This window comes from Clostridium collagenovorans DSM 3089 (assembly GCF_900130005.1).
In the GTDB taxonomy this organism is placed as follows: Bacteria; Bacillota; Clostridia; order Clostridiales; family Clostridiaceae; genus Clostridium_D; species Clostridium_D collagenovorans.
Map to the genome: position 1 here is coordinate 113,171 of NZ_FQXP01000008.1, position 14,463 is coordinate 127,633.

Below are 14,463 nucleotides of genomic sequence, written 5' to 3' on the forward strand. Positions count from 1 at the left end.
TAATAAACAAAGAAACAATACAGCTTACTTTGCTCTGAAGCTTTTTAAATATCGCCCTTCTCCAACAATATGCTTTGGTGATTCAACAAAACCTACTGTTCCTAGATACTCGTTGGTTAACCCAAAAATCTGATGCCATAACTCATTTGCTATTTCTTTTATATTTACTTCGTGTTTTATAGCTGTTAAGTCTGAAGTGCCGACTTCAAAACTTGAGAATAAATCTTTAACCACATCAAATATATCATTAAGAATAATTAATGATATCTCATCAATTATAGCTATATCTGGCTCTTTGATAATTGGTACTTCTAATCTAATAAAATTTGACTTCTCATCTATCTTCAAATAATTAAGTTCTATAAGAAATGTTGCAAGGTATTTTTCTGTATCTGTTAATTCTTCATAAATAACATTAGTGTCATGTATCTTAAGAATTAATTCTCCACACTGTTCTGAGATTTCTCTATTTTTTACATCTAAAATTTTTATATATGATAAATTTAAACTTTCATAATTAGTTGCATTTTCAAGGGATTGCTGAGTAATTCTAAATACTCTGTACATATCTTTTCTATTCCCATTTGAGTCACCAAAACTATTGAAATTAAATCTATTTGTTCTAAAATTATTACTACTGCATAGTAGATTATTACTATGGGATTCCACCTTCTTGCTGTCTTCATAAGCAATTACAATATAATCCCTATTTCCTGGTTGACTCTTTGATATGCAAAATAAATCCGTCTCGCTAAAATAATCAAATGCAGTTCCATCAAATATAGAATCGCAAATTATATGATATAAAAGCCTTTCTTTACTGAAAGTATTAGTACTTGTTAATCCTTTTATCTTACTATATATTAGTTCACTGTTATTAATAATTTTATCACCTATTATGTTTCCTATATTCTCTAGTTTTCTATCTAATATTACTAAATCTTTTTCTAAAAAGACTGGAAAGTTTACTTTATAAGTGTTATCTTTTACGTCAATTAAATTTATATTTTGAAGAGAATTTATTACATTCTTAAAATCGTCCTCTTCAATCTTCAATGTCTTAATTATCTCCTGATCTGATATTGTAAATGGCTTGTTTTCCGCAATAATATAGAGTATCTCTGAGGCATAAGTTTTACTACAAACATAATCGGGACAATATTCATCATATACCCCTATATCACCAAAATAATATAAATTCAACTTCTTATTCATTATTAATTTCTCCTTATAATTTAACACAATTGTTCAAAACTCTATATTAGTATTATGCATAATTTGTGGAAGATAACTTTAACGTTTATTCAAATAAAATCTATTTTAAATAAATATTAGATTTCTAATCTTAAATTCCTTAATCATAGTATAACTATGTGCTATGTTACCATGAACTATCAAATTTTTAGTTCTTACTATATATTTTTCCGTACTGAATGTATTCATCCATTTGTGCTACTATTTAAAACATAGCCTTATTTTTAAATAATAACCCTATAGGGTGGACCTTTGTATTGGCTACTCTATAGGGTATATTTTTAAGCATTAATTTTTAAGGATTATAATTTATAATACCTTAGAACTTAAAAGTTCTATGTCATTTGATAAGAATCCAGGTTTAACAGGCTCTTCTTTCATCAAATCTGTAGAAAGATATTTTTTGTTATCGTCAGAGAAGATTGTAACTACAACTCCATCTTTGTTTTCTAACTTATCAAGAGCTAAAACAGCACCAAGGAAGTTAGCACCAGAAGAAATACCTACAGCTAGTCCTAATTCTTTTGCAAGTTTTTGAGCCATTATAATAGAATCACCATCATCAACACTTATAACTTCATCTAAAGAATCTAGTTTTATTAAATCAGGTATAAATTCATCGGAGATACCTTGGATTCTATGATTACCAACTTTGTTACCAGTAGATAAAGTTGGAGAGTTAGATGGTTCTAATGGATGTAAATGAATTTTATTATTTTGTTCCTTTAAATAAGTTCCAATTCCCATAAGAGTTCCACCAGTTCCCACACCTGCTACAAGTGCATCTGGAGTTAAACCATGTTTATTTAGAGCATTATATATTTCAGGACCTGTTGTTAAATAGTTTGCTTCTGAATTATCTGTGTTAGAAAATTGAGAAGTTAAGAATATATTTTTTTGAGTTTTAGCAAGATCTTTAGTCATTTGGATACTTCCAATAAACCCGCCTTCTTCCTTGCTAACTAATCTTATATCAGCACCTAAGGATCTTATTATATTTTTTCTTTCATCACTCATCCAGTCAGGCATGTATATACATACTTTATTACCAACAACTCTACCCATTGCAGATATAGCTATACCAGTATTACCACTAGTAGCTTCAACTATTGTATCTTCTTCTTTAAGACGACCTTCTAGGTAAGCCTTTTTTATAATATGGAATGCCATTCTATCCTTAATACTTCCAGTTAAATTGTAGTATTCAAGTTTAGCATATACTTTTTTTAAGTTTCCTTTATGCATAAAAGATATTTCTATTAAAGGGGTATTCCCTATAAGTTTTGAAATATTATTTAATTTATCTTGGATTTTTAATTCTTTATTCAATTTAAAGACCTCCTCATTTTAAATATAACCATACAAAGTTAATTATACTAAATAATCCATTAATATACAAACAACCTTTATAATAATAGGACAGTGAAATAAATTTTGTATGTTATTAATCTATTTGATAATTTAAATGGAATTAAGTATTATTTTAAATGAATTATAAGGTGCTTATCTAAGTAATACAAATAAGTTTTAAGGTATTCACTTAAGTATTGGTATAGAGAAATTTTAATATATTTATCCAAGTAGTAAAAAAGGACAGTTATCTTAACATATGAAATAAGATTGGAAATTGATACTTAATAAAATAGATAGGTTTAAGAAATTGAAGGTAAATGAAAATTACATAAGATTAAAAAAAGAGGTTTACAATAGAAAAAAAAGGTGGTATTCTATTTTTAGAAAATTCAATAAATCTTCAGGGCAGGGTGTAATTCCCTACCGGCGGTAAAGCCCGCGAGCCGTTAAGGCAGATTCGGTTAGATTCCGAAGCCGACAGTAAAGTCTGGATGAAAGAAGGTTAATACTATTACGATAGTTTATTTGTTTAAATACTTTTAAGCAAAGAAGGTTATTTTGTATGATATGCTCTGGAATATTAATTATTTCAGAGCTTTTTTAGTACTAAGATATTAGTGAAGATAACTATTGTAAGAGTAGATTATATTAAAATATAAATCCATAATTTAATTAGCTGCAAATAAATAATTAGGACTGAAGCATAGTTTATGCTGAAGGTTATAAGAGTTCATTAGAGTGTTATTAAATTAAGTAATAAATAGATTTATATAAAGCCCTGAGTTATATACTCAGGGCTTTATATATTTTAAAGAAAAACTTAAAGGTTTTAAAGTCACTAAGTGTATTTTAAGCGATCTTAAGCAAAAAAGAATTGATAATAATAAAATAACTTTAATGCATAGGGTTTAATGAAAAATAATTTTATTATGGAGTTTGATTGATTATTTGAAAAATCAGGAGGGGAGAATATGGACAAAGAGTACATGAAACTAGCTTTGGAATTGGCTGAAAGAGGTAAGGGAAGAGTAAATCCCAATCCTTTAGTTGGAGCTATTATTGTAAAAGATAACAAAATTATAGGAGAAGGATATCATAAGTGTTATGGAAAAGCTCATGCAGAGGTTAATGCCTTTGAGAATGCTATAGAGAATGTTGAAGGAGCTACAATGTATGTAACTTTGGAGCCGTGCTCTCATTATGGTAAGACACCTCCTTGCGTTGAAAGAATAATAAAAGAAAAAATTTCAAAGGTAGTAATTGGTTCCTTGGATCCTAATCCTTTGGTTGCTGGAAGAGGGGTTAAGAGACTAAGGGAACATGGAATAGATGTTGAGATTGGAGTTTTAGAAGAAGAGTGTAAAAAAGTTAATGAAGTATTCATGAAATATATAGTTTCTAAGATGCCCTTTGTAGTTATGAAATGGGCAATGTCCTTAGATGGAAAGATAGCCACAGTTTCAGGGGATTCAAAGTGGATATCTGGGGAAAAGTCTAGAGAGAATGTGCATAACTTAAGAAATGAACTTAGTGCAATAATGGTTGGGGTAGAAACTGTAATAAAAGATAATCCTATGCTTACATGTAGAATTGAAAATGGTAGAAATCCTATTCGAATAATTGTGGATAGCAAGTTAAGAATTCCTATGGACTCTAATATTGTAAATTCTTCAAGCAATATTAGAACAATTGTAGCCACTACTGAGGAGGCATGTAAAGCTAAAGAAGAAGCTTTAAAAAGTAAGGATATAGTTATAATTCATACTCAAAGTCATGAGGAGAGAGTAGATTTAGAGGAATTAATGAAAATTCTAGGAGAGTTAGGGATTGATAGTATTTTATTAGAAGGTGGTGGAACTTTGAATTTCTCAGCTTTAAAGCAAGGTATAGTTGATAAAATTCAAGTTTATATAGCACCTAAAATAATTGGTGGAGAGAAAGCAAGGACACCGGTTTCAGGTAATGGTTTTGAATTAATAAGAGAGTGTGTGAAAGTAGAAAATCTAATATATAAGAAAATAGATGAGGATGTTTATTTAGAAGGATATATAGGGGGTAGGAAGTAGCGTGTTTACAGGAATTATTGAAGAAGTAGGGGTAATTCAAGGTGTAAAAAAGGGAGAAAAATCTTCTAAACTTTTAATTAAGGGCCATAAAATTTTAGAAGGCACTAATATAGGTGACAGTATCTCAACTAATGGTGTATGTCTAACGGCCTGCAATATATATGGATATGTCTTTGAGGCTGATGTTATGGCTGAAACTTTGAGAAGGAGTAATTTAGGTGATTTAAAAGTTGGGAGTAAAGTAAATCTTGAAAGAGCATTAAGTGCAAAGGGGAGATTTGGTGGACACATTGTAAGTGGTCATATAGATGGCACTGGAAAAATTGTTTCCTTAAAAAGAGAAGACAATGCTGTTTGGGTAACTATAAAAACAACAGAAGAAGTACTCAGGTACATTGTTGAAAAGGGGTCTATAGCTATAGATGGTATAAGTTTGACGGTGGCATATGTAGATAGCCAAACTTTTAAGGTATCTATAATACCTCATACTGGAGATGAAACTACTTTGCTTAATAAGGACTTAGGTGAAACTGTTAATCTGGAATGTGATGTTATTGGTAAATATGTTGAAAAGCTTTTAGGTATTAAAAAGGATACAAGTAGCAATAAAAGTGAGTCTATAAGTGAGAAGTTTTTAATAGAAAATGGATTTATGTAAGGAAATTAAGGAGGAGTTAAAATGAGTAAATTTAATAGTATTGAAGAAGCTTTAGTGGATATTAAGGAAGGGAAAATAGTTATAGTTATTGATGATCCAGATAGAGAGAATGAAGGGGATTTGTTGATGGCTGCAGAAAAGGTAACAGGAGAAGCTATAAATTTCATGGCCAAGTATGGAAGAGGACTTATATGCATGCCTGTGGAAGAGGAAAGATTAAGAGCATTAGAAATTAATCAAATGGTGTCACATAATACAGATAATCATGAGACTGCTTTTACGGTATCTATTGACCATATTGATACTACAACAGGGATTTCAGCTTATGAGCGAGCTTTAACAATTGAAAAGCTATTAGATGAGAAAAGTAAGAAGGAAGACTTTAGAAGACCAGGACATGTATTTCCTTTATTAGCCAAGAATGGTGGAGTTTTAAAGAGGGTTGGACATACTGAGGCAGCAGTAGATTTAGCAAAGTTAGCTGGATTGAAGCCTGCTGGAGTAATATGTGAGATTATGAATGATGATGGAACTATGGCTAGAACTCCACAGCTTATGGAATTTGCTAAGGAACATAATCTTAAAATCATAACAATAGCAGATTTGGTTAAGTATAGAAGAAGTAAGGAAGAGTTAGTTGAAAGAGTAGTAGAAACTAAGATGCCAACTAAATATGGAGATTTTAAAATATATGGATTTATAAATAAATTAAATGGAGAGCATCACGTAGCTTTAGTTAAGGGGGAAATTAATGGGGACATGCCTATTTTAACAAGAGTTCATTCGGAATGTTTAACAGGTGATGCCTTAGGATCTAAGAGATGTGACTGCGGAGATCAGTATGATGCAGCTATGAAGAAAATTGCAGAGGAAGGCTGTGGAATACTTCTTTATATGAGACAAGAGGGACGAGGAATTGGACTTATAAATAAATTAAGGGCTTACGAGCTTCAAGATCAGGGCTTTGATACTGTAGAAGCTAACTTAAAGTTAGGTTTTCCAGCAGATATGAGGGATTATGGCATCGGGGCACAAATTCTTAAAAATTTAGGAGTAAAGAAATTAAGACTTATGACTAATAATCCTAGAAAAATAAATGGATTATCAGGATATGATATTGAGATTGTGGAAAGAGTACCAATTCAAATGAGTTGCAATGAAAAGAACAAATTTTATTTAAAGACAAAGCAAGAAAAGCTAAATCACATGCTTAATTATTAAGAAATTTTAGAACTACTAATTTACTTATTAAAGAATAATAAATCTTTAAGTTAGCAGTATTAAGTGTTAATTATATTTAGCAAATCAAAAATATAAATTTAAAGAGGATATGGAGGAAAATTATTATGAGAATATTAGAAGGAAATTTAGTTGCAGAAGGGTTAAGAGTAGGTATTGTAGTTGGAAGATTTAACGAATTTATTGGATCTAAGTTATTAGGTGGAGCTTTAGATGGATTAAAAAGACATGGTGTAGAAGAAGAAAATATAGAAATTGCATGGGTTCCAGGAGCTTTTGAAATACCATTAATAGCTAAAAAAATGGTTAAGACTAAGAAATATGATGCTGTAATATGTTTAGGAGCTGTAATAAAGGGATCAACTCCTCACTTTGATTATGTGTGTGCAGAGGTGTCAAAGGGGGTAGCTACAGTATCTTTAGATTCAGAGGTACCTGTTATATTTGGAGTATTAACAACTGATAGTATTGAACAAGCTATTGAAAGAGCAGGAACAAAAGCAGGAAACAAGGGATATGATGCAGCTGTAACAGCAGTAGAAATGGCTAACTTAATTAGAGAATTTTAGGCTTATGGATAATGTAAAGAGCATTATATTTGATTATGATGGTACATTACACAATAGTATAAAGATATATGCACCTGCTTTTAGAGGTGCATATGAGTATTTAGTAAGTAGAGGATATGTTGAAGAAAGAATTTGGAAAGATGAAGAGATATGTAAATGGCTAGGTTATAGTAGTAAAGATATGTGGAATAACTTTATGCTTACTTTACCACAAGAGGAAAAGGATAAGTGTAGCAAAATCATAGGAGAATCTATGGTTAAGGCCATAAATGAAGGCAAAGCTGAGCTATACAAAGGAAGTATAGAGATCCTTGAGTATCTTAGAGGTAAAGGGTTTAATCTCATATTTTTAAGCAATTGTAAAATAGAATATATGAATAACCACATAAATAAATTTAAGTTAGATAGATACTTTCATAGATTTTATTGTACAGAGCAATACGGATTTATACCCAAATATGAAATATTTGATTTTATAAAGAAGGAAAATAGAGGAGAGTATTTAGTAATTGGTGATAGATTTCAGGATATAGAAATTGCTAAAATAAACAAATTAATTTCCATAGGGTGTAAATATGGATATGGGAATTGTGAAGAGTTAAAAGAGGCTGATTTTCTTATAGAAAATATACAGGATTTAAAGTCATTAGTTAAATAAATTGGAAATAAGTACTGGCAATTTGGGAAATTATGAATACAATGAGAGTGTAATCAGAATTAAAACTTAATAAATTTTTGTAGGTGAGTAATACTTTATATTCTAATCCCTTGCTTAAGCATTAAGCTTATCGAGGGATTTTATTATGTTATCCTTAGTGATTATGGTATATAGGGTAAAGAATAATATAAATATAGATAAGAACAGATATATATAGGTATGAGAAGATATAAGAAAGAGACTATTACTTAAATTTTACTTTAAGTAATAGTCTCTTTAAAATTTACGTTTAAGTATCAAAATAATTTTTAGTACTTTGAAGCTTGTACAGTACTAACGAACTTCTTCAATAGATTTTACTACAGTATGATTAATTGGTGTCCATTCAATCTTCTTAAATAATGCCACTATTGAAATAGGGATATATGTGAAGATGAATACTGGAAAAGTAAATGTATATAAAATCTTTTTAAATGGTGTACTGTTTATTTGATCCCATTCTGTAATTGTAGTAAGTAAACCAAATGCATATAGTACAATGTAAAAATTAAAGAATGAAATAAGGATTGCTCCTAGTGTAGTTGGTATTATTTTTGGTGAAGCTGTTAGACTAAATATACCGTATATTAGACAAGATAAGTTAAAAAGAATACTTGTCAATGTAACAAATATAGCTGGTGTTATAGTCATAAACATATCATATGCAGAAAAACAATGTTTCTGGAATGTTGTTTTCACTAAAGATAAACCGTATTTACCAAACACTTGATAGAAACCTTTTGACCAACGAAGTCTTTGATTCCATGATTGTTCAAAAGTACAAGGTTGCTCATCATAAATTTTTGCATTACCACAATATCCTATTGTTTCACCATTAATAACACTATCAATAGAGAACTCAATATCCTCAGTAAGCAAGTGATATTTCCAACCTTCATTCTTGTTTATTATATCACTATGAACTAAGAATCCAGTACCAGAAACAGCACAACTTGTGTTTAATAGCATTCTAGGATTATTAAGGTATTTAGCTTCACGTAAAAACCATAATGAATATCCAGCAGAAATCCAGTTGGAATCATAGTTCTTAGAGTTTCTATAGCTAGTTAAAATTCTATAACCACTATCAAACATTTTATTCATTTCAGCGATATAATTTTCATCAAGTAAGTTATCAGCATCAAATATAAAATAACCTTCGTAATTTGCATCACTGTATTGAGTTGCAATAGTTTTAAAAATAAAATCTAGAGCATACCCTTTTCCTACAAGTTCTTTGTTGTTACGCTCGTAAACAATTGCGCCAGCTTTTCTAGCTACTTCAGCAGTATTATCAGTACAATTGTCAGCAATAACAAATATATCTACCAACTCAGATGGGTACTTTTGATTTTTAATACTTTTAATCAATTCACCTATTACGGCACTCTCATTTCTAGCTGCTGTAATTACTGCATATTTATGTAACTTCTTTGGCGTAAGTTCTTTTGGTTTTTTAAATAGAGCTACAAATGCATAAATGATTTGATATGAGTAGCATACTGTGAACAATATAAAAATCACAAAATTAAAGTTGTTAATAAATGATAACAAAGTTATCCCTCCTAAAAGTAATGTGCCATCATAAAAGATGCAAATAACTTTTGCTTTAAATTATTAATATAAACAATAAAGAAAATATCATCTTTGCGAAAAGAGATATTTAGCATTTAATATTATAGCATCAATTTTATAAAATACAATTATATTTTTATTTAATACCTCTATCAAAACATATAAATTCCAAAAATAGTAATTATTTTTGAAATTATAGAGGTACATATATAAATTTTAGTATAAGACTAAAGTAATTATAACAAATACTTTTTAAAGTTTTATGAAGAAAATCTTAAAAAAATCTTTAGATTTCATTATAAGTTTAAAAAACAATACTTATAAACTATGTTAATTCAAATATAAGTAATATAGGAATAACCTTTATACTAGATATGTGTATATTAAAAAATGCATGTATCATAGTACGATATACTTTAGATACATAGGATGCTATACACAATAGTTATTATAAAGCAAAATGAACTATAATTAAAGTACAAAGAATAAGAGGAAAATAGATGAAATTCTGTGTAATACTACAAGAATATACATAAATCAATTGAAAATATTAGAATATGCTTGTATATAGCATCATATATATGAAAATAAATAAAAAGTATTATTTATCATCTTTACAGTAAATTAGTAAATTCATAATAGTTGCTACACTAATATAGTAGCATTAAAACTAGAATTTTAAAATAATTGTAATTAATCTTAATAAAATCTTTAGTTTTATATAAACTTTAAATTTAAAATTTACAAGTATTATAAAATTATTAGTAATTACATTTTTACAGGAGAAGTATTATTTTCTACAATTGGATTCTCTCTTATATGTATTTAAATAAGAAATCTTTGATTTAACAGAGATAAGCCTTATTTTTGAATAAATTACACTGTAAAGAAAGAGATTCTACTTCTAATTTATATTAATAGTTTATTTTAAACATATCTTATTTAAAATTGAATAATGGTTTAATTTATAAATTTTATGTTATAAAAGTAAGGATATAGATAAAAATAATCTATTAATAGTTTATAATATTATTTATATACAAAGAATAATGTTATGCACTTGTAGGAGGAAAAAAATTGAGAGAATATAATATTTTAATTGTTGAAGATGAAGAAGAAATAGCAGTTGCTATAGAAGCTTATTTAAATAATCAAGGATACAATGTATTTATAGGGGGAAATGGTATAGAAGGTCTAGAAATACTAGAAAAGCAGCAAATACACTTAGCTATAGTTGATATTATGATGCCTAAGATGGATGGTATAACTTTTACTATGAAGTTAAGAGAACACTATAATTTTCCTGTAATAATGCTATCTGCTAAATCAGAAGAAGTGGATAAAATTATGGGGTTGAATATAGGTGCAGATGACTATGTAACTAAGCCATTTAGACCACTAGAGCTTTTAGCAAGAGTAAATTCTCAGTTAAGAAGATATACGAAATATCTTAATATTGAAAAAGAAGAATTTACAAAACAAAATATATTTGTAATTGGCGGTTTGGAGTTGAATATGGATACAAAGGAGGTTACTTTAGATGGAAAACTAGTAAAAACAACTCCAAGTGAATTTAAGATATTAGCATTGCTTATGAGAAATCCTGGAAAAGTATTTTCAACGGATGAAATTTATGAAAAGGTATGGAATGAGCATGCAATAAATACTGATACTATAATGGTTCATGTAAGAAATATAAGAGAGAAGATAGAGATAAATCCTAAGAATCCAAAGTATTTAAAGGTAGTATGGGGAGTTGGATATAAAATTGAAAAACAGTAAAAAGAGATATTTAAGCAATATAGTTATTGCTATTACATTAGTTATGTCAGCTTTCATTATGTGTTCTGCTTATGACAATATAGAATATATAGCAAATAAGGATGGATATAATGTTTTTGAAAGTAAAGAGTTTTCAAATGACATATATAGAGTAAATAATATTTTGTATTACAACCTTAAAAAATCTGAGGCAGATTATGACTTAACACCCTCTGATATTTTTTTAGATTTATCTAAGATTCCTACTAAGGAAGAAAAAGAAAAACTTCAAAAAAGTTTAAATCAATTTGATATAGAAGTTGAGAAAGATGAAAAAAGGTTGGAGAATGCTTTAAGAAATTTAGAGTATTATGTTATAAATAAAAATAGCAAAGCAAGTGATACCAATAGTAAAAATCAGCTATGGGATTTAATTAATGAAGACAATAAAGACTCAGTTCAAAAATTAAATGAAATTTATGATTTTTATGTGGTAATAGATTATGACGAAAGAGGATGGATGTCTATAAAAGCTATTCATGGTAGTAATAAGGATAAACTTACTTATGAATTGACACAATTAGAAAATCAGGCAATTTATAGTAGTTCAGTTTATAGTCAATATATAGCCACTGATCCTATAAAAGATACTACATATGTATATGCATTGCCTAATGAATTAGAGTATATAGATTCCATATCTTCCTATGTTAAGGGAGAGAAGATATGGGCTTATAGAATAGCTTGTAGTTCTTTTATTAATGTAGCTATGATTATGATTCTTGCTTTATCATTAATAATACCATATAAATATTCAAAGGAATTAATTTGTTTTGATAAAATTTATAAAATTCCCTTTGAACTTAATATAGCAATAGTTTCTTTAGGAGTCATGTTTATAATGCTTGCTCCTCAACACTTAATCATGCAAAGTGTTGGTGGTAAGCTTGAATGGTATTTTGGAGTAAGTATAAAAGGTATTAGTTTAGAAACTAGAACAATATATATACTTAACTTGATTTATTGGACAATATGTTTTACAGCAATTTTTATCGGAGGAGTATTATTAAAAGCGATATGGAATACGGGAGTTAAAACTTATATAAAAGAAAAATGTTACACATATAAGGGAATAAAATATGTAATAACAAGAATTAAAAAATGTTTCAGTGAAATTAAGAATATAGATATACGAAGTAAAAATACAAAAAAAATAATTGTTATATTAACTCTAAACTTATTAGTATTAATTTTAATTAGTGGAATGTGGTTTTGGGGAATAATAGTTGCTATAGTATACACAATTATATTGTTTGTTAAAGTAAAACAATATTCAAATGATGTGGGTCAAAAATATAATAAACTATTTCAAGCTACTAATGAGATAGCGGCTGGAAATTTAGATGTTACTATTGGAGAAGATTTAGGAGTATTTGAGCCTTTTAAAATAGAGGTTGAAAGTATTCAGATGGGACTGAAAAAGGCCTTAGACAAAGAAGTTAAAAGTCAGAAAATGAAAACAGAGTTAATATCTAATGTATCTCATGACTTAAAAACACCTTTAACTTCTATTATAACTTATGTAGATTTATTAAAGGATAAAAATCTTCCAGATGAAAAAAGAGAAAGATATTTATCAGTTTTAGAGAGAAAGTCTCAAAGGTTAAAGGAATTAATAGAAGATTTATTTGAAGTAAGTAAGGCTACAAGTGGTGATATAAGTCTCAATATAATAGATGTAGATGTGGTTTCATTAATGAAGCAAACATTGCTAGAGTTAGATGATAAAATAAATAAATCACAACTTCTTATTAGAAAAAACTTCTCAAGTCCTAAAATTATATTACCTTTAGACAGCCAAAGAACCTTTAGGGTATTTGAAAATCTTATAATAAATATAACTAAATATGCCATGAAAGGCACAAGGGTATATATAGATATTCAGGATACTGATAATGAGGTTGTGATAGTTCTAAAGAACATGGCTGATGTAGAGATAGATTTCAATGTAGATGATATAGTTGAAAGATTTGCAAGAGGTGATAGGTCTCGTAACACAGAAGGCTCAGGTTTAGGATTAGCAATATCTAAAAGCTTCGTTGAATTACAAGGTGGAAGCTTTAACATAGAAGTAGATGGAGATTTATTTAAGGTAATAATGGTATTTAATAAAAATAGAATGATTAGAAATAAGCAATAACTAGGAAGGTTATATAAATAAGCTAGCTTTGAAAAGTGAAATTATTTATATAACCTTCTATATTTTTAGATAAAAAATCAATCTATAAAAATTTAAATTTTAATTCATGTGAATTTTAGCTAATTTATTATGCAAAGTAACACACTCATTTTCAAAACAACTAAGTGTAAACATACTACGGGTAATGAAAATTTATGGAATATAGGGTTGATATAAATTTAATTTAAAGATATGGAAATACTAATTTAGAAAAATGAAAGGATGGAAAATAAATTATGAAACATAGAATTTTAGTGAGTTTAATAGCAATAACTTTAAGTACAACCTTAGTAGCATGTAACAAGAATGATGTAGATCAAAATAAGGTCTCTATTAATGAAAGAAACAATGAAACAAAAGATAATATAAAAACTCAGGATACAGTAGAAGCTGAGTTGAAAAGTATTGTATCACAAAGCTTAAATAGGTACTTTGATATAGATATAAACAAGGAAGATATGGATTACTCTATTAAAAATGAGTCACAGAAAGAAGCAGATAAGATTACTGAGGAGTTTGATGATTTGCAGGAGTTTTACATTGAAGCAAGACCTAAAAATTCAGATAATCAAATTATAAGAGTTGAAATGAAATATGATACTTTAAGTAAAAATGTAGAATATATAAATTTGGAATTTAAAGTTGAAAATAATACTGACAAAGTAAGTGAAGAAGACGTGAAGATTATGGCTGAAAAGTTTTTAAGAGATAAAGCCTTAGTAAGTAGAGAAACTGAGCTAAGGTTTGATAAAATTGAGACAACTAAGGATTATATAGAAGTTGAATTTAAATATATTATAAAAAATCAAGATGAAGAGATTAAAGTTTTTATAGATAAAAGAAATAACAGAGTTAAGGGTTTTGATATAGATTAAAATATACTGTAGAGTACAAAAAAACTAATAAATAATAATTATTATTACTTAATAGGTGTTGACAATAAAATAAAAGCGTATATAATAAATATTAAGAAGTTCAAAAAAATACTAAAAATAGTAATAAAGTAATTGAATTTACATTATTTTAGAGTAAAATGAAAATAACAATAAAAA

11 protein-coding genes, 1 pseudogene and 1 riboswitch are annotated in these 14,463 nt (G+C 28.0%); of the genes and pseudogenes, 8 read left to right on the plus strand and 4 right to left on the minus strand.

Annotation, left to right across the window (positions count from 1 at the left end; translation table 11 throughout):
• Positions 1 to 24: 24 nt before the first annotated feature.
• The 3 genes and pseudogenes from BUA48_RS10965 to BUA48_RS10970 form a co-directional block, all read right to left on the minus strand.
• Positions 25 to 1,215, minus strand: coding sequence for a hypothetical protein (locus BUA48_RS10965; protein ID WP_072832106.1), 1,191 nt, complete (start codon positions 1,213 to 1,215; stop codon positions 25 to 27).
• A 105-nt stretch (positions 1,216 to 1,320) separates the two neighbouring features.
• Positions 1,321 to 1,452 (minus strand): annotated as a pseudogene (locus tag BUA48_RS15390) (IS1595 family transposase); the annotation flags it as partial.
• Positions 1,453 to 1,563: 111 nt separating this feature from the next.
• Complete coding sequence (locus tag BUA48_RS10970) at positions 1,564 to 2,583, minus strand: PLP-dependent cysteine synthase family protein (RefSeq protein WP_084666267.1); 1,020 nt, start codon at positions 2,581 to 2,583, stop codon at positions 1,564 to 1,566.
• Positions 2,584 to 2,999: 416 nt separating this feature from the next.
• Positions 3,000 to 3,114: riboswitch (FMN riboswitch) on the plus strand.
• Between the two features lie 464 nt (positions 3,115 to 3,578).
• Here BUA48_RS10970 and ribD point away from each other — a divergent pair.
• From ribD to BUA48_RS10995, 5 genes are all read left to right on the plus strand, one after another.
• The gene (gene ribD / locus BUA48_RS10975) at positions 3,579 to 4,673 is read left to right on the plus strand and encodes a bifunctional diaminohydroxyphosphoribosylaminopyrimidine deaminase/5-amino-6-(5-phosphoribosylamino)uracil reductase RibD (RefSeq protein ID WP_072832107.1); all 1,095 of its coding nucleotides are present in this window, start codon (positions 3,579 to 3,581) and stop codon (positions 4,671 to 4,673) included.
• A gap of 1 nt (position 4,674) precedes the next feature.
• Positions 4,675 to 5,331, plus strand: a complete 657-nt coding sequence (locus tag BUA48_RS10980) for a riboflavin synthase (protein WP_072832108.1) — start codon at positions 4,675 to 4,677, stop codon at positions 5,329 to 5,331.
• Between the two features lie 21 nt (positions 5,332 to 5,352).
• A complete protein-coding gene (locus tag BUA48_RS10985) occupies positions 5,353 to 6,552 on the plus strand; it encodes a bifunctional 3,4-dihydroxy-2-butanone-4-phosphate synthase/GTP cyclohydrolase II (RefSeq protein ID WP_072832109.1) in 1,200 nt (399 codons plus the stop codon).
• A 125-nt stretch (positions 6,553 to 6,677) separates the two neighbouring features.
• Positions 6,678 to 7,139 carry a 6,7-dimethyl-8-ribityllumazine synthase gene (ribH, locus tag BUA48_RS10990; RefSeq protein WP_072832110.1) on the plus strand — a complete coding sequence of 154 codons (462 nt, stop codon included), beginning with the start codon at positions 6,678 to 6,680 and terminating at the stop codon, positions 7,137 to 7,139.
• A 4-nt stretch (positions 7,140 to 7,143) separates the two neighbouring features.
• On the plus strand, positions 7,144 to 7,797 hold the full coding sequence (locus BUA48_RS10995; RefSeq protein ID WP_072832111.1) for an HAD family hydrolase: 654 nt from the start codon (positions 7,144 to 7,146) through the stop codon (positions 7,795 to 7,797).
• A gap of 333 nt (positions 7,798 to 8,130) precedes the next feature.
• Here the strand turns inward: BUA48_RS10995 and BUA48_RS11000 are convergent, their stop codons facing one another.
• The gene (locus tag BUA48_RS11000; protein WP_084666269.1) at positions 8,131 to 9,390 is read right to left on the minus strand and encodes a glycosyltransferase family 2 protein; all 1,260 of its coding nucleotides are present in this window, start codon (positions 9,388 to 9,390) and stop codon (positions 8,131 to 8,133) included.
• Between the two features lie 1,098 nt (positions 9,391 to 10,488).
• On the opposite strand from BUA48_RS11000, the gene BUA48_RS11005 reads away from it, so the two are divergent.
• From BUA48_RS11005 to BUA48_RS11015, 3 genes are all read left to right on the plus strand, one after another.
• On the plus strand, positions 10,489 to 11,193 hold the full coding sequence (locus BUA48_RS11005) for a response regulator transcription factor (RefSeq protein WP_072832113.1): 705 nt from the start codon (positions 10,489 to 10,491) through the stop codon (positions 11,191 to 11,193).
• On the plus strand, positions 11,180 to 13,372 hold the full coding sequence (locus tag BUA48_RS11010) for a sensor histidine kinase (RefSeq protein ID WP_072832166.1): 2,193 nt from the start codon (positions 11,180 to 11,182) through the stop codon (positions 13,370 to 13,372). Before BUA48_RS11005 ends, BUA48_RS11010 begins: the two co-directional genes overlap by 14 nt.
• Before the next feature lie 275 nt (positions 13,373 to 13,647).
• Positions 13,648 to 14,286 (plus strand): hypothetical protein, encoded by a 639-nt coding sequence (locus BUA48_RS11015; protein ID WP_072832114.1) that lies wholly within the window; start codon positions 13,648 to 13,650, stop codon positions 14,284 to 14,286.
• The last annotated feature ends 177 nt before the right edge of the window (positions 14,287 to 14,463 follow it).

What these genes read in the sequence shown, in the direction of transcription:
- BUA48_RS10965 (WP_072832106.1), bottom strand. Translation starts at nt 1,215, where the DNA reads ATGAATAAGAAGTTGAATTTATATTATTTTGGTGATATAGGGGTATAT.
- ribD (WP_072832107.1), top strand. Translation starts at nt 3,579, where the DNA reads ATGGACAAAGAGTACATGAAACTAGCTTTGGAATTGGCTGAAAGAGGT.
- BUA48_RS10985 (WP_072832109.1), top strand. Translation starts at nt 5,353, where the DNA reads ATGAGTAAATTTAATAGTATTGAAGAAGCTTTAGTGGATATTAAGGAA.
- ribH (WP_072832110.1), top strand. Translation starts at nt 6,678, where the DNA reads ATGAGAATATTAGAAGGAAATTTAGTTGCAGAAGGGTTAAGAGTAGGT.
- BUA48_RS10995 (WP_072832111.1), top strand. Translation starts at nt 7,144, where the DNA reads ATGGATAATGTAAAGAGCATTATATTTGATTATGATGGTACATTACAC.
- BUA48_RS11015 (WP_072832114.1), top strand. Translation starts at nt 13,648, where the DNA reads ATGAAACATAGAATTTTAGTGAGTTTAATAGCAATAACTTTAAGTACA.